Origin of the sequence: Streptomyces sp. BR1 (assembly GCF_052373795.1) — a bacterium.
Taxonomy (GTDB): domain Bacteria; phylum Actinomycetota; class Actinomycetes; order Streptomycetales; family Streptomycetaceae; genus Streptomyces.
Genome location: NZ_CM126252.1, coordinates 6,853,329 through 6,875,702 on the forward strand (window position 1 = coordinate 6,853,329; position 22,374 = coordinate 6,875,702).

General features: G+C 72.4%; 19 protein-coding genes. 10 read left to right on the forward strand and 9 right to left on the reverse strand.

Going from position 1 to position 22,374, the window contains the following annotated elements; genetic code table 11:
* Entirely contained in the window at positions 1–930 is a 930-nt protein-coding gene (locus ACT1U9_RS30155) for an NADP-dependent oxidoreductase (protein WP_444539290.1), read from the reverse strand.
* Between the two features lie 320 nt (positions 931–1,250).
* On the opposite strand from ACT1U9_RS30155, the gene ACT1U9_RS30160 reads away from it, so the two are divergent.
* The 4 genes from ACT1U9_RS30160 to ACT1U9_RS30175 all read left to right on the forward strand — a co-directional run bounded on the left by ACT1U9_RS30160 (position 1,251) and on the right by ACT1U9_RS30175 (position 5,706).
* Positions 1,251–1,823 carry a (2Fe-2S)-binding protein gene (locus ACT1U9_RS30160; protein ID WP_444535784.1) on the forward strand — a complete coding sequence of 191 codons (573 nt, stop codon included), beginning with the start codon at positions 1,251–1,253 and terminating at the stop codon, positions 1,821–1,823.
* Complete coding sequence (locus ACT1U9_RS30165; protein ID WP_444535785.1) at positions 1,820–2,812, forward strand: FAD binding domain-containing protein; 993 nt, start codon at positions 1,820–1,822, stop codon at positions 2,810–2,812. The genes ACT1U9_RS30160 and ACT1U9_RS30165 overlap by 4 nt, the downstream gene beginning before the upstream one ends.
* A complete protein-coding gene (locus ACT1U9_RS30170) occupies positions 2,809–4,953 on the forward strand; it encodes a xanthine dehydrogenase family protein molybdopterin-binding subunit (RefSeq protein WP_444535786.1) in 2,145 nt (714 codons plus the stop codon). The genes ACT1U9_RS30165 and ACT1U9_RS30170 overlap by 4 nt, the downstream gene beginning before the upstream one ends.
* 228 nt (positions 4,954–5,181) lie before the next feature.
* Positions 5,182–5,706, forward strand: a complete 525-nt coding sequence (locus ACT1U9_RS30175; RefSeq protein ID WP_444535787.1) for a hypothetical protein — start codon at positions 5,182–5,184, stop codon at positions 5,704–5,706.
* Positions 5,707–5,764: 58 nt separating this feature from the next.
* On the opposite strand, the gene ACT1U9_RS30180 is transcribed toward ACT1U9_RS30175, so the two are convergent.
* The gene (locus tag ACT1U9_RS30180; RefSeq protein ID WP_444535788.1) at positions 5,765–6,895 is read right to left on the reverse strand and encodes an FAD-dependent oxidoreductase; all 1,131 of its coding nucleotides are present in this window, start codon (positions 6,893–6,895) and stop codon (positions 5,765–5,767) included.
* A 106-nt stretch (positions 6,896–7,001) separates the two neighbouring features.
* On the opposite strand from ACT1U9_RS30180, the gene ACT1U9_RS30185 reads away from it, so the two are divergent.
* From ACT1U9_RS30185 to ACT1U9_RS30195, 3 genes are all read left to right on the forward strand, one after another.
* Entirely contained in the window at positions 7,002–7,658 is a 657-nt protein-coding gene (locus ACT1U9_RS30185) for a TetR/AcrR family transcriptional regulator (protein ID WP_444535789.1), read from the forward strand.
* A 238-nt stretch (positions 7,659–7,896) separates the two neighbouring features.
* Positions 7,897–8,259 (forward strand): STAS domain-containing protein, encoded by a 363-nt coding sequence (locus ACT1U9_RS30190; RefSeq protein WP_444535790.1) that lies wholly within the window; start codon positions 7,897–7,899, stop codon positions 8,257–8,259.
* A 156-nt stretch (positions 8,260–8,415) separates the two neighbouring features.
* Positions 8,416–8,616, forward strand: coding sequence for a hypothetical protein (locus ACT1U9_RS30195; protein ID WP_444535791.1), 201 nt, complete (start codon positions 8,416–8,418; stop codon positions 8,614–8,616).
* 24 nt (positions 8,617–8,640) lie between these two features.
* On the opposite strand, the gene ACT1U9_RS30200 is transcribed toward ACT1U9_RS30195, so the two are convergent.
* Positions 8,641–11,658, reverse strand: a complete 3,018-nt coding sequence (locus ACT1U9_RS30200) for a BTAD domain-containing putative transcriptional regulator (protein WP_444535792.1) — start codon at positions 11,656–11,658, stop codon at positions 8,641–8,643.
* A gap of 353 nt (positions 11,659–12,011) precedes the next feature.
* Between ACT1U9_RS30200 and ACT1U9_RS30205 the strand changes: the two genes are divergently transcribed.
* Positions 12,012–12,143: a hypothetical protein gene (locus ACT1U9_RS30205; protein WP_444535793.1), complete on the forward strand. Its 132-nt coding sequence runs from the start codon at positions 12,012–12,014 to the stop codon at positions 12,141–12,143.
* A complete protein-coding gene (locus tag ACT1U9_RS30210) occupies positions 12,131–14,911 on the forward strand; it encodes a LuxR C-terminal-related transcriptional regulator (RefSeq protein ID WP_444535794.1) in 2,781 nt (926 codons plus the stop codon). The genes ACT1U9_RS30205 and ACT1U9_RS30210 overlap by 13 nt, the downstream gene beginning before the upstream one ends.
* Before the next feature lie 15 nt (positions 14,912–14,926).
* Here the strand turns inward: ACT1U9_RS30210 and ACT1U9_RS30215 are convergent, their stop codons facing one another.
* The 5 genes from ACT1U9_RS30215 to ACT1U9_RS30235 form a co-directional block, all read right to left on the reverse strand.
* Positions 14,927–15,763 (reverse strand): endonuclease/exonuclease/phosphatase family protein, encoded by an 837-nt coding sequence (locus ACT1U9_RS30215; protein WP_444535795.1) that lies wholly within the window; start codon positions 15,761–15,763, stop codon positions 14,927–14,929.
* An 8-nt stretch (positions 15,764–15,771) separates the two neighbouring features.
* Positions 15,772–16,659 carry a sugar phosphate isomerase/epimerase family protein gene (locus tag ACT1U9_RS30220; protein WP_444535796.1) on the reverse strand — a complete coding sequence of 296 codons (888 nt, stop codon included), beginning with the start codon at positions 16,657–16,659 and terminating at the stop codon, positions 15,772–15,774.
* Between the two features lie 109 nt (positions 16,660–16,768).
* Positions 16,769–18,031, reverse strand: a complete 1,263-nt coding sequence (locus ACT1U9_RS30225) for a hypothetical protein (RefSeq protein ID WP_444535797.1) — start codon at positions 18,029–18,031, stop codon at positions 16,769–16,771.
* Positions 18,018–18,605, reverse strand: coding sequence for a DUF1349 domain-containing protein (locus tag ACT1U9_RS30230; protein WP_444535798.1), 588 nt, complete (start codon positions 18,603–18,605; stop codon positions 18,018–18,020). Before ACT1U9_RS30230 ends, ACT1U9_RS30225 begins: the two co-directional genes overlap by 14 nt.
* On the reverse strand, positions 18,602–19,456 hold the full coding sequence (locus tag ACT1U9_RS30235) for an SDR family oxidoreductase (RefSeq protein WP_444535799.1): 855 nt from the start codon (positions 19,454–19,456) through the stop codon (positions 18,602–18,604). Before ACT1U9_RS30235 ends, ACT1U9_RS30230 begins: the two co-directional genes overlap by 4 nt.
* Before the next feature lie 128 nt (positions 19,457–19,584).
* Between ACT1U9_RS30235 and ACT1U9_RS30240 the strand changes: the two genes are divergently transcribed.
* Entirely contained in the window at positions 19,585–21,312 is a 1,728-nt protein-coding gene (locus ACT1U9_RS30240; RefSeq protein WP_444535800.1) for an alpha-amylase family glycosyl hydrolase, read from the forward strand.
* A 7-nt stretch (positions 21,313–21,319) separates the two neighbouring features.
* On the opposite strand, the gene ACT1U9_RS30245 is transcribed toward ACT1U9_RS30240, so the two are convergent.
* Complete coding sequence (locus ACT1U9_RS30245; RefSeq protein ID WP_444535801.1) at positions 21,320–22,330, reverse strand: prephenate dehydrogenase/arogenate dehydrogenase family protein; 1,011 nt, start codon at positions 22,328–22,330, stop codon at positions 21,320–21,322.
* Between the last annotated feature and the right edge of the window lie 44 nt (positions 22,331–22,374).

The window sequence follows — 22,374 nt, forward strand, 5'->3', positions numbered from 1 at the left end:
TCACTCGGCGACGGTCAGGACGACCTTGCCCTGGACCCGGCCGGACTCGACCACTTCATGGGCCTTGGCGGCGTCGGCGAGCGGGAACGTCTCGCTGACGTGCGGGCGGATGCCGCCCGCGTCGATGAGCGCGGCGATGGCTTCGAGCGAGGCGTAGTCGGGCTCGACGGAGATGCCCGCGAAGCGTCGTCCGGCTGCCTCTGCCTGGGCGGCGAGCTCCTGGTTCCAGTGCTCCATGATGGTGACGAGGGTGCCGCCGGGCCGCAGTATCTCCAGGGAACTCGCGCCCTGCGAGGACGAGTCGAAGACGACGTCGAGGTCGCTCACCGCCTCGGTGAGGTCCGTGGTGCGGTAGTCGATGACCTCGTCGGCGCCCAGTTCGCGCAGGAAGTCGTGCTTGGGCTCGCTCGCCAGGGCGATGACGTGGGCGCCCCGGGCCTTGGCGATCTGGACGGCGAAGTGGCCGACGCCACCGGCCGCGCGGTGGATCAACACCCGCTGTCCCTCGGTGACCTGGGCCGCGTCGACCAGACCCTGCCAGGCGGTGAGCGCCGCGAGCGGAACGGCGGCGGCGTGTACGTGGTCGATCGTGGCGGGCTTGCGGGCCACCTGCCGCGAGGGGACGGCCACGTACTCGGCGTAGCCGGTGGCGGCGCGCGGGAAGAACGGCATGCCGTACACCTCGTCGCCCGGCTTGAAGCGGGCGCCCGGTCCGGCCTCCTCGACCACACCGGAGATGTCCCAGCCGACACCGAACGGCGGCTCGCCGAGCAGCGGGAACGCACCCGAACGCACGGCCACGTCCACGGGGTTGATCGCGCTCGCGTGGACGCGGATCAGGACCTCACCGCTGAGCGGGGCGGGGCGCTCGGTCTCGACGGTCTCCAGGACCTCGGGGCCGCCGAAGGACTTCTGGACGACTGCGCGCATCGAAGACATGAGAAGGCTTCTTTCCTGAGTGTTCGTCCGGCCCCTCGGCGGGGGCCGGTTCTTCATGTTGATCAGCCTAGGAAGATCGATCGAGCCGATGAATATCTCTCTGTCTCCGGAAGATGTCCGATCGTCTCGCTGATTGTTCGGGTCGATCGGCGGGAGCCTGAGGTGTCGGTGGGGGTCCCGTTGTCCGTGTACGACCCGGCCGATCCTCGGGTGAGGCGCCAAATGGTCCACTGGGAAAGGATGTTGACGAGGTACTGTTCGGCGAGCGCGGAGCTGTACCACGCGTATCCGAGGGGAAAGAAAGGCTGATCATGGCTTTGTCGACGTCCAGCCCTGTCACCCTGCATATCAACGGCGAGAAGCACACGCTGTCCGTCGATCACCGCACCACACTGCTCGACGCCCTGCGCGAGCGTCTCGATCTCACCGGGACGAAGAAGGGGTGCGACCAAGGGCAGTGCGGGGCCTGCACCGTACTGATCGACGGGCGCCGGGCCGTTTCCTGTCTGCAGTTGGCGGTCGCCGCCGAGGGGCGTGAGATCACCACGATCGAGGGGGTCGCGGAGGGCGACCGGCTGCATCCGGTGCAGCAGGCGTTCCTCGACCTCGACGGTTTCCAGTGCGGCTACTGCACACCGGGCCAGATCTGTTCGGCCCTCGCGGTGATCGAGGAGCATGCGGCGGGCTGGCCGAGCGCCGTGACCGCCGACGTGAGTCCGGAGGCGGGTGTGCCGCCGCTGACCGCCGATGAGATCAGGGAGCGGATGAGCGGCAACCTGTGCCGCTGTGGGGCGTACGTATCGATCGTCCAGGCCGTCGCGCGGGCGGCGGCCGAGAACCCATCCGGCGTGGACGGCGCCGTTGATGAGGAGGTGTCGGCATGAGGGAGTTCGGCTATCGGCGTGCCGTCGACGTACCCGGTGCGGTCGCGCTGCTCGGCAGCGAGCCCGACGCGCGCTTCCTCGGCGGCGGGACCAACCTCGTCGACCTCATGAAGGCGGGGGTGGAACGCCCCGGGCTCCTCGTCGACGTACGGGACCTTCCGCTCGACCGGATCGAGGAGACGGACGACGGCGGACTGCGCATCGGCGCGACCGTCACCAACAGCGATCTCGCCGCCGACCCCCGGGTCCGCCGTCACTACCCCGCGCTGGCGCAGGCGGTGCTGGCGGGGGCGTCGGGGCAGCTGCGCAACATGGCCACGGTCGGCGGGAACCTGCTCCAGCGCACCCGCTGCGCCCACTTCACCGACCTCACCCGCCCCTGCAACAAGCGTGTCCCCGGCAGCGGTTGCGCGGCCATCGCGGGGGAGCACCGCAACCACGCGATCCTCGGCGCCTCCGAGCACTGCATTGCGGTGCACCCCTCCGACATGGGGGTGGCGCTGGCCGCGTTCGACGCGGTCGTGTCGTACGAGGCGGTGGACGGGCCCGGTGAGGTGCCGTTGGAGGACTTCTATCTGCCCGTCGGTGGCACCCCGCACCTGGAGAGCGCGCTCCCGCTCGGCGCGCTGATCACCGGGGTCACACTGCCGCCCGCCCGACTCGCCGCCCACTCCCGCTACCGCAAGGTGCGCGAGCGGGCGTCGTACGCGTTCGCGATCGGCTCGGTCGCCGCCGCGCTCGACGTACGGGACGGCCTGGTGCACGACGTACGTCTCGCCTTCGGGGCGGTCGCCTCACGGCCGTGGCGGGCCCGGACGGCCGAGCGGGCGCTGGTCGGCGGACCGGCGAGCGCCGAGGCGTTCGCGGCCGCCGCCGACGCCGAGCTGGCAGCGGCAGAGCCGTTGCCCGACAACGGATACAAGGTGACCTTGATGCGCAATCTCGTGGTGGCCGTGCTGACCGAGCTCACCGAGGAGGCCGGCCGATGACCACCGTGACCGGACCCACCGCCGTCACCGGGGCCGTAGGCACCGCCCACACCCGTCTGGAGGGCGTGGACAAGGTGACGGGCGCGGCCCGCTATGCGGCCGAGGTGCCGTTCGCCGAACTCGCCCATGGCTGGCTGGTGTTGTCCACCGTCGCCCGTGGCCGCATCAGTGCGGTGGAGGCCGACCCGGTCCTCGCGATGCCCGGTGTCCTCACCGTCCTGCACCACGCCAACGCGCCCCGCATCCAGGTGGACTTCGCCGGGCTCCTCGGCCGTCCCGACCCGGTCGTCGAGGTCTTCCAGCACGACCGCGTCCCGTACTTCGGCTGGCCGGTGGCCCTGGTCGTCGCCGAGACCTCCGAGCAGGCGCGGGAGGCCGCCGAGGCGCTGGTCGTACGGTACGTGGAGGAGCCGCACGACGTGGAGTTCCTCGCGGGACGCCCCGGTACGTACACGCCGGACAACCCCGAGGCCGCAGTCGAGAAGGGTGACATCGAGGGCTCGCTCGCCGCGAGTGCGGTGCGGGTGGACGCGCGGTACACCACTCCGGAGGAGCACCACAGCGCGATGGAGCCGCACGCGGCGACGGCCCGCTGGGACGGCGGACGGCTCGAAGTCTTCGACTCCAACCAGGGCAGCAGGTGGGTGGCGGACGACCTCGCCAGGCTGTTCTCCCTCGACGCGGCCTCCGTGCGCGTACGCTCCGACCACATCGGCGGCGCCTTCGGAGCCAAGGGGGTGCGCCCGCACCAGGTGTGCGCGGTGATGGCCGCGACCGTGCTGCACCGGCCCGTACGCGTCGTCCTGACGCGTCGTCAGACCTTCTCGCTCATCGGCTACCGCAGCCCCACCGCGCACGAGGTCAGGCTCGGCGCGGACGCGGATGGACGGCTGCGCGCCTTCGAGCACGAGACGCAGAACCTGACCTCCACCGTGTCGGAGTTCGTGGAGTACAGCGCCAATGTGGGGCGGGTGATGTACGACGCCGAGGCGCATCGCACCGTGCACCAGGTGGTGGCGCTGGACGTGCCGACGCCGACCTGGATGCGCGCGCCCGGCGAGGCGCCCGGGTCCTTCGCGGTGGAGTCCGCGCTCGACGAGCTCGCCGAGAAGTGCGGCCTGGACCCGATCGAGCTGCGCGCCCGCAACGAGCCGGTGGTCGGGCCCGTCAGCGGGCTGCCGTTCAGTACCCGCGATGTGCTGGGCTGCTTCCGGGAAGGGGCCCGCAGGTTCGGCTGGGCGGACCGCGATCCGCGCCCCGGCGTGCGGCGCGACGGCCGTTGGCTGCTCGGCACCGGCACAGCCGCGTCCACGTACCCGTCCGGCGTCCTGCCGTCCACGGCGGCCGTGACGGCGGAGGCGGACGGCACCTTCACCGTGCGGATCAGCGCGGCCGACGTCGGCACCGGGGCGCGGACCGCGTTGGCCCTGGTCGCCGCGGACGCCCTTGAGGTCGCGTCCGACCGGGTCCAAGTGCATATCGGCGACAGTGACTTCGGCTCCGCATGGGTCGCCGGAGGTTCGGCGGGCACGCGCTCGTGGGCCTGGGCGGTCATGGCGGCGGCGCGCGAGCTGCGCGAACAGCTGGTCCCTGGGGGCTCGATCCCGCCGGAGGGAATCACCGCACGGTCCGACACCGCCGAGCTGGTCGGAGCGCTGGCGAAGAAGGAACGTCATTCGTTCGGCGCCCAGTTCGCCGAGGTCGCCGTGGACGTCACCACCGGCGAGGTGCGCGTACGGCGCATGCTCGGCATCTTCGCGGCGGGCCGGATCGTCAACCCCCTCACCGCGCGAAGCCAGTTCATCGGCGGTATGACGTGGGGCATCTCCATGGCCCTGCACGAGGAGGCGGTCCGGGACCCGGCGTCGGGCGGCCACGTTGCCCCTGATCTCGCGGGTTACCACATCGCGGCCAACGCCGACGTGCCGCTGATCGAGGTGGACTGGGTGGACGATCCCGACCCGGACGACCCCGTCGGGATCAAGGGCATCGGCGAGATCGGCATCGTGGGAGCGGCGGCGGCGATCGCCAACGCGGTCTGGCACGCCACGGGCGTACGCCACCGCCACCTGCCGATCCGGCCCGACCGGGTCCTGGCGGCGGGCGCGGTGCCGGGACCCCCGGGAGGTCCCAGCGCCTGACCGCGACGACGGGGGCCCCGGCCAGGACGACCCGCGACGTACGTTCCGCGTCGTCCTGGACGGTGGCCCCCTCGGCACAAGGAGGTGACGCTACGCATTCGGCGTAGGAGCGGTGGCTCAGGTGGTGGTCGTGACGCACGGTGTGGACCAAGGAGTGCGGTGTCTTGTCCCGTCTCCCCGATCTCCCTTGTCGACCAATCGACCTATCGAACAGGAGAACCACCTCTGATGCGTGCCACATGGACCGCTGCCGCCCTGACCTTGACCGCAGCGCTCAGCCTGACCTCGGTCGCCTCGGCCGCCGCCGTCGCGCTTCCCGGTCCCGACACCCCGCGCCCGGTCACGGCCCCGGCCGCGCCCACGGCGCAGCCCGTGGCGGCGGTCCCGGCGATGCCGCTGTCGACGGTTCCCGCGATGCCGGTGTCGTCGGCGAAGGATCCGGTTACCCCGATGCAGGCGCCGAGCCCATCGGTATCACCGAGCACCGCGCCGGCTGCGGCGGCGGTCGCCGACGACGGAGGCGGTGGGCTGCTGTCGATCGTGACGGGGTTGCTGAACACGCTCCAGGGTCTGCTCGGCAGCCTCCTCGGGATCAAGCTGCCGCCGTTGCCTCCGCTCCCCGCGTTGCCGGGCGGCGCGCTCAACGACCACGCCGCGACGACCCGGCACGTACCGGCGGACACGCTGGCGGAGTTGCGGAAGACGGTCGACGCGCTGCGCGCCGCCGAGGCCGCCGCCCGCCCCACTCCGTAGGTACGCGAAGGCCGTGCCCGGGGCGGAAGCGCAGTCGCCCCGGGCACGGCCTTCGTCATCATCGGTAGTTGAGCTCGGCGAGGTTGGTGGCCAGGTTCCGGCGGAAGGCGGGGACGCGGGCGAGCAGGGGAAGAACGGTGTTGCGCAGGGCGCGCAGCGGGCCGGTGGCGGTGGAGATCCGGGTCATCCGGTCGGTGAAGGCGACCACCTGCTCGGCGACCGGGCGGCGGCGTGCCTCGTACTCGTCCAGCGTCCTGGTGGCGAAGGCGCGGCCGAGGAAGTGGGCGTCCTGGATGCCGGTGTTCATGCCCTGGCCGCCGGCCGGGCTGTGGACGTGGGCGGCGTCGCCCGCGAGGAAGAGGCGGCCGGCCCGGTAGTGGTCGGCGACGCGGTGGTGGACGCGGAAGCGCGAGGACCACACCAGGTCGGTCACATGGGCCTGGCCCGGGGCGCGCTCGTCGAGCAGGCGCTGGACGAAGGCGAGGTCGGGCTCGGCCGGTGCCTCGTCGACGGTGGTGACCACCCGGTAGCGCTCGCCCGGCAGCGGGGCGACCACGAAGAGTCCGGCGGTGCCGAAGGCCAGGGACACCTCCTCGCGTCCGGGAGCCCACTTCATGGTGACGTCCGCGAGCACGAACGACTGGCCGTAGGCACCGCCGGTGAAGCCGATGCCCGCCGCGTCGCGGACCACGCTGTGCATCCCGTCCGCACCGACCGCGTACGCGGCCCGAAGCCGCTCACCGGTGCTCATGGTGACGGTGACTCCGTCCGCGTCCTGCTCGACGGCACTGACCTCGTACGGGCGATGGACGTCGCCGCCCAGCTCGCGCAGCCGGGCGAGCAGCACGGCCTCGGTCTCGTACTGCGGGGTCAGCAGGGTGTACGGATACCGCGTCGGGAGGTCGCCGAAGGGGATGGTGAGCAGGTGGCGGGCGCCGTCGCGCACGGTGAAACGGTTGAGCCGCAGCCCCCGGGCGATCAGCGCGTCGGCGGCGCCGAGCTCTTCCAGGACCTCCAGGGTGCGGGCGTGCACCACACCGGCGCGGGAGGTGTTGGCGCCCTCGGCGAGGCGGTCCAGGAGGACGAAGTCGATGCCGGACTGGGCCAGGGTGACGGCCAGGGCCAGGCCGGTCGGCCCGGCGCCGACGATCGCGACGTGCGTGGTCCCGGGGAGTGCGGTACCGGTCATGGTGGAGCCCCCTTCTGATGTGCCAACGCGTGTTGGCCAACGCCTGTTGACCACGATGGACCCCAACTGGTGGCGTGTCAACACTTGTTGGCCTACAGTTGTTGGCATGACGAACAGCGCGACGACGAGCAGTGCCACGGCGAACGGCGCCGCGACGGGCATTTCCGCGACGAACGGTGCACCGTCAGCGCGGCGGTCGTCCGAGGTCACCCGGGCCGCCATCCTCCGCGCCGCGCGCGACCGCTTCGCGGCCCAGGGGTACGAGCGCACCACCATCCGGGCGGTCGCGGCCGACGCCGGGATCGACCCGTCGATGGTGATGCGCTACTTCGGCAGCAAGGAGCAGCTCTTCGACACCGCCCTGACGATCGACCTGCGGCTGCCCGTCCTGTCGGAGGTCGAGCCGGAGGCGCTCGCGGAGGTGATGGTCAGGCACTTCCTCGACCGGTGGGAGGGCGACCCGACCGATGACGCGCTCCTCGTGCTGCTCCGCTCGGCCGTGACCAACGAGCGGGCGGCCGAGCGTCTGCACCAGATCCTGGCCACCCAGGTCGGGCCCGCCCTTGCGTCCGCCCTCGGCCCCGACGCGGCGGCCCGGGTCGGCGGCATCGTGGCGTCCCAGTTGCTCGGGGTCGCGCTGACACGGTATCTGCTGCGGCTGCCGGCGGTCGTGGTGCTGACGCGTGATCAGGTCACCGAGATGCTCACCCCGGCGATCCGGGCCACGCTGAAGGGGGCGCTGCGACCCGAGGGGCAGGCCTGAACGTCCGTACAACATACGGAAGTTACGCGTCCACGGCCCGAATCCCGTACTTGAAATCCGGCTGAATTACGCACTGTCACGGAGGTGCGAGGCGTCGGCAGGCTGGGCATCACGACTAGCAGGAGCTTTGTGAAATCGGTTCCTCTCCGTGCCCCGCCGATGTCACGGAGAGTAATGAATTCGGGTGCTGTGTACATCGCGGCACGACAGTGTCTTGGGGAGAACAGGCAGGCTCTACGTGAGCACAGACGAACTCGCCTTCTCCGTGCGGACTCGCACGGTCGGCGGGACCCTCATCATCGAACTGCGCGGCGAGTTGGACATCCTGGCGTACCACGAGTGCGCCGCGAGCCTACGTGAACTCACCCCCCGGGACGCCCTCGACGTGGTGCTCGACCTGCGCCCGGTGACCTTCCTGGACGCCAGCGGCATCCGGCTTCTGCTGACCGTACGGGACGAAGTGGCCCGCCACGGCGGCAGATTGCGCCTGGTGCGGGCGGTTCCCCGGGTGTGGCAGGTGTTACGCATCGTCCGCGTCGACTCCGTCTTCACCTCGATCGACGACCTTCCGCCGAGTCTGACGGAGATCGCCGCCGCGTAGGCGCACGTCGGCGCGGGCAGCCCTCGGGCCGCTGTGTACGGCGGCTCGCTGCGGCGTGTCCAGCGTTCACATATCCGCTGTAGATCGCTTCCGGCGATCCTGCTCCCGACCCGCAAGACCTGCTAAAGAACCGCCAGCGCACGAGGAAGTCCGCACATGAAGCGTTCTGCCGAGATCTCCGCTCCGCGTATCGTCATCGCCCTCCTGGTGGCCGGGGGTGCCGCCGCGTTCGCCCTTTCCACGGGAGTGTCCGCGCCGTCGCACGGCACGCAGGACCGCTCCCATGGAGCCGCCGTGCTGGCAGGCGGAAACGGGAGGGGATCGCACGACCCGGTGGAGTGGAACAGCAAGGGCTGACCGAAAGGGCCCGGCCGCGGTAAGTCAGTGGGATGCGCGAGGTCCACGAGCGTTCGGTGGCTCCAAACCGGCCATGAACGCCTGCGCCTGCGCCGCGTCGGGGAGGCGCAGGCGCAGGAACACCTCATGGGCCTCGCGCCCGCGCGCGAAGGCCGCGTCCCGGTGTCCCAGACCGGCGTGTATCCGGGCGAGGATGAGCAGAGCCTGGCCCTGGTCGCGTTCGGCGCCCAGCTCCTCGCAGAGCGCGAGCGCTGTATGCGCCCGGTCCCGGGCCTCTTCGAGCCGCCCGAGGGCCCGCAGCGTGTCCGCGAGCCGGAATCCCGTCCTCGCCGTCTGCCCCCGGATGCCCGCCGCCGCACACCCGGCCAGACACTCGTGGTAGCTGGCCAAGGCGTCTTCGTACCGCCCGAGTTCATGCGATGCCAGCCCTTGTACGTAGAGGGCGTACGCGATGCCATGGTGGTCCTCGACCGCGCGCAGGCGTGGCAGGGCCTCCTGGCAGGCGCCCGACGCCTCGTCGGCCCGCCCGTCGTGGATGCGGGCGAGCGCGGCGTTGAGCGTGGTCGCCAGCTCCCCGGAGCGCTGCCCCAGCTCGCGGGCGAGACTGATCGCCTGGTCGTAGTAGTGCACCGCGTCCGCGTAGCGATGCAGGAACTGGGCCGCCAGACCACGGTCGTTGAGGGTCTGGCAGAGGATGACGGTGTCGCCGGAGCGCCTGCACGCTTCGGCGGCGGCCGCCGCGTGTTCCTCGGCCTCCGCCAACGACGTGCTCTGGAGCGCCGCGTTGCCGCAGACGAAATGGGCCCGGCCCGCCGCCCTGTCGTCACCGCGCAGGGCGGCCGTGGCCGCCACCGCGCGGGCGGCGGCGGCCAGTTGTCCGTACGCGATGTCACGGCCGAAGGGGCTGAGGGCGATCAGCAGGTCCGCTGCCAGCTGCAGCAGCCGGTTGCCCGGATCGGCTTCGGCCCCGGCCGCGAGCAGCACCGCGTTGGTCACGCAGTCGAGTTCGGTGATCACCCAGGTGCGGGCCTCGTCCAGACCGGTGAACTCCGGTTCGTCGGTCGTGCTGGGGCGCAGGATGAGGTCGGCCGGATCGCCGGGCACCATCTGCTGGAAGGCGGCGCGCCCACCCGCGAGAAGGAAGTCGAGGAGCGCGGCGAGCGTCCCGGGCGCCGCGTCGGGCCGCGTTTCGGCGGCCGGGGGCGGCAGTTGGAGCGCGAAGGCCCGTACGAGATCGTGATAGCGGTAGCGGCCCGGCTGCGGGGCCTCCAGCATCGCCGCGTCCACCAGCGACTCCAGCAGATCCTCCGTGTCGTGCTCCGCCAGACCGAGCGCCGCCGCCGCTGCGGCCAGGCTGATGTCCGGCCGGGCCACCGGAGCCAGCAGCCGGAAGGCGCGGGCCTGGTCGTCGGAGAGCTGGCGGTGGCCGAGTTCGAAGGCGGCGGCGACCGCGAGGTCTCCCACCCGCAGCTCGCCGATGCGGCGCCGCTCGTCGGCGAGCCGGCTCGCCATGGTCGCCACGTTCCAGCGCGGCCGGGCCGCCAGACGCGCCGCCACGATCCGCACGGCGAGCGGGAGATGCCCGCACGAGGAGACCAGCTCGGTGGCGGCGGCCGGTTCCGCCGCCATCCGCTCGGTGCCCGCGATGCGTCCGAGGAGGGCCAGCGCCTCGTCCGTGCCGAACAGATCGAGCGTGGTGCAGAACGAGGTGGGCAGGTCGACGAGGTGGGCGCGGCTGGTGACCAGTACCGCACAGCCCGCCGATCCGGGCAGCAGCGGCTGGATCTGCGCGAGGTCGCGGACGTTGTCGAGAAGCAGCAGCACACGCCGGCCGTCGAGGACGGTACGGAAGAGCCGGGCGCGGTCGTCGGTGCAGGTGGGCACGGCATGGCCCGGAACACCGAGCGTGGTGAGGAAGGTGGCGAGGAGAGTGCCCGGGCCGACCGGCTCGCGTTCGTTGCCCCGCAGGTCGGCGTAGAGCTGGCCGTCCGGATAGTGGTGTTTGGCGCGGTGCGCGGCCCGCAGGGTGACGGCGGTCTTGCCGATGCCACCCATTCCGGTGACCGCGAGCACGGGCAGCGAGTGTCGGTCGGTGGCGGTGAGGGCGGCGCAGAGCTGGTCGACCGTTTCCGTGCGCCCGGTGAAGTCGGCTATGTCCGCCGGGAGTTGGGCGGGCTTGGTCGTCGATGTGGGGAGAGGGCGCGGAGACGCGTCCGGCTCCCCGTCGGAGCGCGGCTGTGGGAGGTGGACCGCCACGCTCGGTGGCCGTACCGGTCCCTCCGGTGCCAGCGCCGGGTCGCCGGTCAGTATCGCCTGGTGCAGGGCGCTGAGTTCGGCGCCGGGATCGACACCCAGCTCCTCTCTGAGGAACTGTCTCGCCCGGGTGAACACGGCCAGCGCGTCCGCCTGCCGGCCCGTGCGGTACAGCGCGCGCATCAAGAAGCCGTACGGCCGCTCGCGCAGCGGGTGTTCCTTGGTGAACGCGGTCAGGTCCGGGATGACGAAGTTGTGTCTGCCGCAGAAGAGATCATGGTCGAAGCGCTCTTCGAGCAGCGCGAGCCGCAGTTCGACGAACCGGTCGCGCTGCTGCTCGGCGAACGGACCCGGCACCCCGGCCAGCGGTTCGCCCTGCCACAGCTCCACGGCCTCGGTGAGCAGCCGTCTGCACTCGTCGTGGCGATCCTCGGCGCGGGCCGCCGAAGCCTGGTCGGCCAGCAGCTCGGCCCGGTGGGCGTCGACCGTCCCGGGCGGTAGCTCCATGCGGTAGCCGTCCCGCAGTGACACGAGGACGGTGGGCGCGGAACGGTCCTCCTCGATGGCCTGGCGCAGGCGCCACATGTACGTACGGAGATTGGCCAGCGCAGAGTCTGGGGCCTCCTCGCCCCAGACCGCGGTGATCAGCTCATGCGCGGCGGCCCCGCGGCCGGAGCGGAGCAGGAGGGCGGACAGGAGCGCCTGTTGCTGTGGGGACCCGGTGGCCGTGGCGGCTCCGTCGCGGAGAATGCGTACCGCTCCCAGCACAGTGAATCGGATGTCCCCCATGATCGCTGGCGCTCTCCTGCCGTGCGGGCCGCGACGCCTGCTCATGGTCGGTGCGGTGGATCAGGGCCGCTGCGGTCGAATCCGGATGATCACAGTAACGGACCCCCTGGCGCTACGGAGTGGGATGTTCGGGCGCGTCGCGCGGGTCGGAGAAGGGCGTGAGAGCGGTCCATGGCCGGAACGCGACGGTCGGCGGCCGACGAGCCGAACACCTTCTCCAAGGTGTCGACTTCGACCTCTATGCGGTGTTCACGTCCCATGGATCAGGCATAGATGACGATCCCGAAGAGTGCCCCTGAACAGCACGGTGGGCCTTCGCTCCTGGCGGGGCCCGCCCTCGGAAGGGATCACTCATGGCTTCATCACGCTTCCGTCGAGGCGCACCCGGCCCCGATGCCCCGGTCCTGGCCGACGCGGCGGTGGGCGCGAGCGCGGGCTCGCCGTCCGCCGCCGTCGGCTGTACGGAGAAGCGATGCGCACAGTAGGCGGCCGCATGGCGGAGTACGGCCTGCTCACCGGAGTTCTCGACGCGGCGGCCGCGGGGGAGGGCGGGTTCGCGCTGGTCGAGGGCGGGCCCGGCAGCGGCAAGACCCGGTTGCTCGCCGAGGCGATGGCGGCGGCCCGGGCCCAGGGGTTCTCCGTGGGCCGGGTGACCGCCGATCACCCGGGCGATCCGGAGCTCCCCGTGGCGCTGGGGCTGGATCCGGACGCGCTGCGCGATCCGGCGGTGCCCCGGGGCGAGGCGCTGACCCGGCTGGGTGACCATCTGGGATCGGACCGGCTCCGGCGGCCCGCGCTCGTCGTGGTGGACGATGTGCAGTGGGCGGCGCCGGGAACGGTGGCGGCGCTGCGTGAACTGTCCACGCGACGGCTGCCCGCCGCGTTCTTCCTGGCGCGCCGGTCCGGTGGTGGAAGCCGCCGCACGGACCGGCTGTTCAGCGCGCTGGCGGAGCACGGAGCCGTCCGCTGTGTGCTCGGCCCGCTGGGCGACGACGTGGTGGCACAGGTTCTCGCGGATGCGCTCGGCGCCCGGCCGTCGGCCGAACTGCTCGACCTCTGCTCGGCCGCCCAAGGAGCGCCCGGCGCCGTCCTCGCCCTGGCCGGCGTGCTGCGCCACACCGGGTCCGTGCAGGTCAGGGAGTCAGTGGCCGAGATCGTGTCCGGCCCGCTGCCACCGCGGGTGCGCGAGCTCGTCCTTCGGCCCCTGGAACATCTCCCGACCGAAAGCCGCTCGCTGCTGAACGTGGCCGCCGTGGTGGGCCGGTCCTTCGCCCTGGGCGATCTGACCTCTCTGTACGAGGGGACGGCGCTGGGGCTGCTGCCGGCCGTCCAGGAGGCGATGGCGGCGGGCCTGCTGGAGAGCGCGGGCGATCGACTGGGCTTCCGCCACGAACTGGTCTGGCGGTGCGTGCGTGACAGCCTTCCGACGCCGGTCCGGGCCGCGCTGCTGCGCGAGCTCGGCGGAGCGCTGCTGCGCGACGGCCAACTCGCCTCGGCGGCACAGTGGTTGGCCGATGCCGTACAGGCGGGGGACGAGCGGGCCGTCGACGACCTCGACCGCGCCGCCCGGGAACTTCTGAAGGTCGCGCCGCGCCGCGCCGTCGACCTGGCGAGCGGTGCACTCGGCCCGACGGGGAGCGCTTCGCGGAACGCCCGCCTCCAAGTCATCACCGCGCTCGGTCTCCTCGCCGAAGGACGGCTGGCCGGGGCGGCCGAGACGGCTCGCACGGCGCTCTCCGCCATCCGCGACCCTCGGGCCGCGGCCGAACTGCGCTGCACCCTGACCGTCGTGGACCTGATGACCGGGGACTCGATGACCGGGGACCCGACGGCCGCAGCCGTCGGCCCAGTGGACCGGCCGGCGGTGTGGCCGGGGGCGAGCGCCGAACACCGGTCCAGGATCGAGGCCTTACGGGCCCGGGCGAGCTATCGGCCCGACGATCTGATGGCCGTGGACGCGCGGGCCGAGGTGCTGCGGGCCGGTGGAGAGCCCGAGAGCGCCATGGCCGGCGGGTTGCTGCGCGCTGTTGCACGCTGGCACGGCGGACTGGTGGCCGCGGCCCTGGCGGAGGTCCGGGCGGCCCAGGACTTCGCGGGCCCGGGTGCGCTCGCGGGATACTTCTGGGACGGCCGTCCGCTGCTCGCCACCATGCTCGTCCAACTGCGGCAGCTCGACGAGGCCGACATGGTGCTCGGCGAACTCGCGAAAGAGATCGACGGCGCGGACCTGCCCGCCTGGCGCCCGCTAGTGAGGGCACCGCATGCGCTGCTCGCGCTCGTCTCCGGCGCCCTCGACGACGCCGCCGCACACGCCGAGGCGGTCCTGGACGCCACCGGGGACGCCCAGGTGGGCGGCGCCGTACTGACAGCCCTCTCGGTCCGGACCGAGGTCGCGCTGCGCCGGGGAGATCAGGACCGAGTGGCCCAGTGCGCACGGCGGTTGCGGACGTTGACGGACACGGCCGCGTTCGAGGCGGGGCTCGGCCACGCGCTGCTCACGCTGCTCAGGATCGCGGACGCGCAAGGTGGTCCGGGCGCCGTGGTGCGGTTGCTCGCGGACCTCGGCCGGGGAGAGGAGACGGCGCTGCGGACGGTGTCGCTGGCGGGGCCCGCCGTCCCGGCCTGGCTGGTGCGCGCCGCGCGGAGCACCGGCGACCACGCGCTCGCCCAGCGGATTGTCACCCTCGCCCGCGAGACGGCCGCACGCAATCCCGGCATCGGGACCCTGACGGATGCCGCCGCCCATGCCGACGCCGTACTGCACGGCTCGCCACCGGCGCTCCGGCGCGTCGCCGCAGCGCACGCGGACCCCTGGGCGCGGGCGCAGGCCGAGGAGGACCTGGGCTTGCTGCTCCTCGCCGAGGCACCGCGCCCGGCGGGCGACATCCCGTACGACGACCGCACCGCGGCGGCCGAACACCTCCAGGCCGCCCTGCTCGGCTACCGGGAGGCGGGCTCCGCGCCGGACACCGCCCGCGTCCGCAGCGTGCTGCGCCGGCTCGGGGTGCGCAGCAGACACTGGACGTACGCCACCCGCCCGGCCACGGGCTGGGGGAGCCTGACCGGCACCGAGCGCGCGGTGGCGGACCTGGTCGCGACCGGAGTGACCAACCGGGAGGCCGCGCGACAGATGTTCCTGTCCCCGCACACCGTGAACTTCCACCTCCGCCAGGTCTTCCGCAAGCTCGGCATCGGCTCGCGCGTGGAACTGGCCCGTATGCACCGCGACGACGAGGAAGGCGAAGCGGAGTGACGGTCCGCGGCGGATCTACAGAACGAGGTCCAGCTCGATCGGGCGATGGTCCGATGCCACGGACCCGTTGGCCGGATCCAGCCGTGGATCGCCGACCACACGGTACGAGGCGACCCGCGGGAGCAGCGCCGATGAGGCCAGGAACAGGTCGATGCGGCGCGGCGGATCCCCGGCGCCCGCATCGGCGAACGTGGGCCGCCGGTCGCCCAGTCGAGCCGCGACATCCGTGAGGACGGGTGCCTGCGCAGTGCCGAGCAGGCGCTCCACGGGTGTCCGGTCGGCCCTGTTCCCGCCGCCGGGCAGCATGTGGTTGCCGAGCCGGTGGGCGGGCAGGGCCGACCAGTCGGGCTCGGGGTCACCCGGCGGCACCGTGTTCGCGTCCATCGCCAGCACGGTCGGGGTCGCCGGGTCGCAACCGAGGAATCCGCGCAGCCGGTCGGACTCGATCCACCGGCTCAGCGGGCTGTACGGGTCCAGATGCGCCACGGTGAACCGGATCGGGTCGGCAGCCCCCGGCAGTCGCAGCACCGCGCTGCCGTAACCGTGCCACTGCGCCAGCTCGTGCGGCTGTGCCTCGGACTCCAGCAGGCGCGCGTCGTACCGCCAGAAGATCGCCTGATGGCATCCGGTCTTCGCCTCGAACAGTGCCCCGTCCATGCCGAGGCTGCGCTTGGCGTCCTCGAACAGGGCCCGGTCCGCCAGATCCCAGCACCAGCACTCGGCCGCCATCAGCACACTGGGCCGGCGCTCGGTGATCAGCTCGCGCTGGAGGCTCCAGCGGCGGTCGTCACCGTCGTGCCGCTCGATTCCGACGGTGTGCAGGTTCCAGAACATCACCGTGTGGGTCGTCATCGCGCCGGTCACCTCCCGATTCCGTCGGCCGAACAGGTCGTGTCGAAGGCGGAGCGGAGACCTGCGAGCGCGCGCTTGGCGTACTGCGGGGTCAGTGCGCCGTGCTCGGCAGAGCCGATCGACACCACGATCCGGCGCGGGCTTTCGCGAAGCACCGGCAGGACGGGTGCCAGCCGTGTGCCCAGGCTCAGTTGGCCCGGTGGGACCGGCGGACCGGCCAGGGTGATCTGGGTGAGCGAGGGCAGGACCCGGCGTACGGTGTCGGCCGACGGCTGATCCCCCGAGTCGTCCAGGGCCAACCCCAGGCGGTCCGGGTGGCCGAGCCGGCCCGCCAGGTCCTCGAAGTCACCACAGGTACGGATGAACATCCCCGGTGAGAGCTCCAGCGCGAGCATCACATCGTCGTGCTCGGCGGCCTCCAGTACGCGCGAGCAGCCCTCGGTCAGCCGCTGCCAGGCGGTGCGTGCGGGCATGCCCGCAGGAGCCGTGCCGCAACGGAAGACGACCGCGCCCGCGTCGAGGTCCGCCGCGATACGGACCGCGCGGAGCAGCAGCCGTACGCGCCGCTCCCGGCCGTGCTCGCCGGAGAGCAGACTCGGGACGTCGGCGTGCCAGGAGTCGAGCAGATAGCGGGACGCGGTCGTGATCACCACGCCGAGTCCGAGCCGGTCGAGGCGGTGGGACAGCAGTTCCACCTCGCGCCGCAACTCGTCGGCCCAGGGGTCGATGGGCCAGTGGCCGACGGCCAGGGTCACCACGTCGTAGCCGAGGTCCGCGAGGACCGACAGGGCGTCGGGCAGCCGGTGGTCCGCGAGCCCGGCGGCACCGAAACCGAACCGGGGCGACACGGAGGCACCCGGCACATTCTCCGGTATACCGGTCGGAGGCTTCCCCATATCGGTCATAACTCCCTTTTTCTGAGGTATCACGGCTGGGCCGGGGAACGACGTGCTTCATGGGGATGTTCGGCCGCCGCGACCGGCCTTCCTGACCAATGGCCACCCCTCACGCCGTCGCTCCGGCGGCACGCCGCGAGGACGCCGCCCGGACCTCCAACGCCGCCCGGTGGAAGGCGAGATGCTTCAGATGCGCCAGCAGCCGTTGATCCGGCGGCACCTCGACCAACGTGTGCGCGGCGCCCCGGGCAGCCCCCCGGTAGTCCGTCGCGAAGGTCTTCACCGTCTCCACGCCGAGCGCGAACAACGAAGTGGCTCGCGCCAGTTGGAAGCGTACGCCCGGCGGCCCCCAGCGATCGGGGTGCGGGGTGAACAGGCGCACCGAGACGTCGACCGACGCATCGAGCACGTCGACGGCGCCCATCAGCAGCGCGGGCTGAGTGCCATTGGCGCCGATGTCGACCACGGTCAGTGGTCGTCCGCCGTACGGCCGGCCGAGCAGCCGACGTCCGGCAGCGAGGCATCGCTCGGCGAACAGGCCGTCCTCGACACCGGCGCGGATCAACGCGTCGGTCTCCGGCAACGGGCTGCCGAACATGGTGAGTCGGCCTTCTCGCAGACGCGACCACTGGTCGCTTCGGTTCGCCACCTCGTCGGCGAACCGAGCCAGGAACAACTCCTCGAAGGATGCCCCGTCGACCACCGACCCCCGCGCCTCCGCACGCGTACGGGACACCATCCTGGCCAGTTGCGAGGCGACCAGGCCGTTGTCCATCCACGCCCGCTGCCGCCCGGCGGAGGTGCGCGGTGTGACCTCGTCCGCGCCGAACACGGCCCGGCTCGTACGGGACAGCACCGTGCGCTCGGCCTCGCTCAGCAGGGACAGCCGGCTGAGGTAGAACACCGCCGACGCCCGAGGGTCGCCCGCCAGCAGGTCGTAGACGGTCTTCAGGAACTCCGCGTCGGTGCCGAGGAAGACCACCGTACGGTCGGGATCCGGCGGCAGCGCCCTGGCCAGCGAGGATGCCACTTCGCGGCCCATCCGGTGGAACGCGGCGAAGAGTTCCGGCGGGGTGGGCCGGTGTGGATCCGCCACTTCGGTCGCGGCGAGCAGGGCGCGGAGGTTGCGCTGGTACTCGGCCGCCTCGTCGGGCCCGAGGGTGCCGGTCTGAACAAGGCCGTTGCGCAGCTGCGCGGCCAGGTCCGCCGGCTCGAACCCCAGCTCACCCGCGCGGCGGCGGGTGTCCTCGACGGCGGCGTCGGCTTCCAAGGGCTCGCCGATCCGGGCGAGGCGCGCGGACACCCGGCTCACATGCCGGACGAGATCGTCGGCGCCCGCCGGTACGGGCAGGGCGGTTTCAGCGGCGGTCACGCAGCGGCTCCGGACCGAGGCGAAGGTCCTCGAAGGCGGCCGTGCACCGCGGGGAGAACGGGGCCTGGGCGAACAGCGACACCCGCACGGGGCCGGACGGGATGCGCAAGGTGCGGACGAACCTGCGGTCGGCGGTCGCCTCCTCGCGGTGCAGGAACGCCAGCCGACGGTCCTCCCGTACGACGGTGAGTTCGGTGGTGGAGCCGGCCAGACCGGGGCCGGCCGCTTCGTCGGAGACCGGCAGCGACGCCACCGTCACCAACGACCACCGGCCGTCGGGCGCCCGCTCCACACATGCCTTGATCCAGCCCTCGGCGGTGTGCACGAGCAGGCCGCCCGCGTCCGCGAACCGGCTGCCGTCGACGGTGACCCGGACGGACAGGGTGAAGTCACCGCTCAGCGTCCGGGACACCTCGGGCACGGCGTCGATCTCCCGGACGCCGGGTACCCGGTAGAGATCGGACCCGACCGGGGCGACCAGCTCCAACGGCCCCGTCAAGTCGGCATAGTTGAGGCGTTCGGCCCCGGACCACGACCACACGTCCTCCGGCGACAGCCCGGACGACGAGGTCACGGCGCCGACATCCCGCCGTCGACGCTCACGGCCTGCCCGGTGACGCGGCGGGCGGACGCGAGGTAGAGGACGAGTTCCGCGATGTCCTGCGGCTGCTGGAACTCGCGCTGCGGGATCATCGTCCGCATCCGCTCCCAGCACTCCTCCTCGGTCTCGCCGGGCCGGGTGAACTCCTCCAGCAGGTAGTGCCACATGTTGGTACGGACGATGCCCGGGCACACCGCGTTGACCCGCACACCGTTGCGCGCCTCCTCCAGGGCCAGCGCCGCGGTGAACCCGATCACGCCGAACTTCGCCGCGCAGTAGTGCGCCACCTTGGCGAAGCCGCTGCGGCCCGAGACGGAGGAGAAGTTGACGATCGACCCGCCGCCGTCGGCCCGCAGCAGTTCGAGGGAGTGCTTGGACACCAGGAAGACACCGTTGAGGTTGCCCTCGACGACCCTGGTGAACTCCGCCAGCTCCATCTGCTCGACCGGGCAGACATGGGTGACACCGAAGGCGTTGACCACCGTGTCCAACCGGCCGTGGCGCTCGCCGACGGTGGTGAGGAGCGCCCGTACGGAGTCCTCGTCGGCGGCGTCGGCAGCGACGGCCGTGACCTCGCAGCCCTTGTCGCGCAGCTGCGCCGCCAGCTCCTCGGCCGCTTCGAATCCCCCTACATCCGTCGAGCGGTAATGGTTGTACGCGGACGCCAGGTGGTCCGCGTCGGCGACAACGACCCGCGCGCCGCGCGACGCGAACGCCTCCACCACCGCGCGTCCCATACCGCGGCCGCCGCCGACGACGAGGACCACCTTGCCGTCCTGCGCCTCGGCGGCCGTTTGCGGCACACCGTCCTGTCGGGTGTTCATACGCGTACGACCTCCGAGTCGATGAGCGGAAGGGCAGCGGTGTCCGGCCGCTGGAAGCCAGCCTCACGCCGGACCGCTCCGGCCACATCACCCGGTCGGGTAAGCCGAGTTGAGGGGAGGGGTGCGGGGTGCGAGCACTGCCCACCCGAGTGATGTGCCGCGCGGCGCGGGCGGTCAGCATCGAGGCGACGCTGCCCTGCGGCGATGACGACGACGAAGAGAAGGAGCCGCACGTGGGCGTGGAGCGCGGTCGTACGACTGAGCCGGAGCGGGACGAGTGGTGGCGCGACGCGGTCTGCTACGAGCTCTACCCGCGGTCGTTCGCGGACGGGGACGGCGACGGGATCGGGGATCTGCGGGGTGCCGCGGCCCGGCTCGACCATGTCGCCGCGCTCGGGGCGGACGCGGTGTGGATCACGCCGTTCTACCCGTCGCCACTCGCCGACGGCGGCTACGACATCAGCGATCACACCGCCGTGGCACCGGAGTTGGGCACGCTGGACGACTGGCACGCCCTGGTGACCCGGGCTCGCGCTCTGGGGCTGCGCGTATTGGTCGACCTGGTGCCCAACCACACCTCGCGGGCGCACCCCTGGTTCAGCCAGTTGCTCGCCGCGCCCGAGGACGACCGGGTGCGCGGCCGCTACATCGTCCGGCCGGGCCGGGGCCCGGGCGGAGCGGCCCCGCCCAACGACTGGCGGTCCGCGTTCGGCGGCCCCGCCTGGAGCCGGCTGCCCGAGCACCCCGGCCACTGGTACCTCCACCTGCACACCCCGGACCAACCCGACCTGGACTGGCGCAACCCGGAGGTGGTCGCCGAGTACGACCGCGTCATCCGGTTCTGGCTCGACCACGGCGCCGACGGCTTCCGGGTGGACGTCGCCCACACGCTCTTCAAGGCCCCGGGCCTACCGGACGCCGGCCCCGATCAGCACCGCGCCCCCGCGCGCTACCACCTCAGGCCGTACTACGACCGCGAGGAGGTGCATTCGCTGTTCCGCACCTGGCGGAGGCTGCTGGCAAGCCGTCCCGGACCCGCCGGTGAGCGGGTGCTGGTCGGGGAGGCGGTCCTGTTCGACCAGCAGCGACTGGCTCGTTACGTACGTACGGACGAACTGCACCAGGTCTTCAACTTCCCCTACGCGGAGTGTCCTTGGGACGGTGCGGCGCTGCGCCGCGTGATCGAGGAGTCGTACGCGGCGATGGCGTCCGCAGGTGCTCCCGTGACGTGGCTGCTCTCCAGCCACGACGCCGTCCGCCCGGTCACCCGCTTCGGCGGCGGCACCGAAGGTCTGCGGCGCGCGAGGGCGGCGGCGCTGCTGACGCTGGCGCTGCCCGGGGCGGCGTATGTCTACCAGGGTGAAGAACTCGGCCTGCCGCAGGCGTGGGTGCCCGAGGAGCGACGCCGGGACCCGCTGTGGGAGCTGTCGGGCCACACCGACCCCGGCCGCGACGGCTGCCGCGTACCGCTTCCCTGGGCGGGCGACGAGGCGCCGTACGGCTTCACCGACGCACCCCCCGGGAAGTCCTGGCTCCCGCAGCCGCCGGACTGGACCGCGCTGACGGTACGGTCCCAAGAGGCCGACCCCGCCTCGACTCTGGTGTTGTACCGGGCGGCGCTGAGGTTGCGGCGCCAGTATCCCGACGAGGGCGCCGGGCCGTGCCGTCTGGAGGGCCCCGCCTCGGGGGAGTGGCTGGGTTTCCGCCGAGGGCGGGACCTGCGGTGTGTGGTCAACTTCGGTCCGGGCGGGCTGAGGCTGGACCCGGACGCCGAGATCGTGCTGTCGAGCGTGCCGGTCACCGACGGGGTGGTGCCGCCCGACACGACGGTGTGGCTGCGGTCCGCAGCCACATAGCTATACTTCACCGGAGGTTACGTCCCAGCGAGGTGACCGCTGCCGGGGGGTGCGGCGATACCCGGCGCCGAGCCGGATCGGCTGACCGGCTCTCGACCCGTGCCCGCCCCGCAGCCCCACGCCGTAAAACCTCCTCCAGATACCCCGCAGCGCGATCCCGCTCGCCGTCGTCCCCGTCCCCCAGCGCCCGCAACGACGCGACCGTCCGCCCCAACTCCGTCACCAACTCATCCAGCACATCGGCCACATCCCCCGCGTTGGCGCGCAGCACGTCCAGCATCATCCGAGAATCGCGGGGTGCGGACACGGCCACGTCGGACGACACCCCGTACCCCGACGACCGCAGCGTGGCCTCCTGGGCACCTTCCAACCGGCCCGCCAACAGCGAGGCCAGCAGACGAGGGGCGTGCGACAGCAGGGCCACCGCCCGGTCGTGGTCGGCGGCGTCCATCACCACCGGCGTCCCGCCGCACACCGCGATCAGCTCAAGCGCCGCGTTGAGAGCGCCGTCACCGGTCCCGGGAAGCGGGCTCACCGCCCACGGGCGGCCCTGGAAGAGATCCGCGCGGGCGCCGTGCGGGCCGGGGATCCGTCCGCCCACGATCGGATGGCTGCCGAGGTAGGAGACGGTGTCACAGCCCAGCGCGGTGACATCGGCGTACGGCCGGGCCTTGACCCCGGCCACGTCCAGATAGCAGGCGGCGAGTTCCCGTCGCTGGCAGGCGGCCAGCACGGCCCCCACCTCGGCCGGTGGCACCGCGATGACCGCCAGGTCCACCGGCTCGTCCGGCGCCCGGGCGCTGCCGGCCCCCATCGCCTCGGCGGTGCGGGCGAAGCGTACGCAGATGTCCTCCAGATGGACCCGCACCCCGCTCTCGGTCAGCGCGAGCGCGATGGACGTCCCGATCAGTCCGGTGCCGACGACCACGGCCGTACGCACCGCGGTGGGTGTCCAGGCGCGTGCGGCGGCACCGGGGCGCAAGCGGGTCCGGGCAGCCGGCGAGGGGCCCTGGGGCATGGGTACTCCTTCGGGGAGGTGGCGGACGGCCGCCCGCCCGCCAC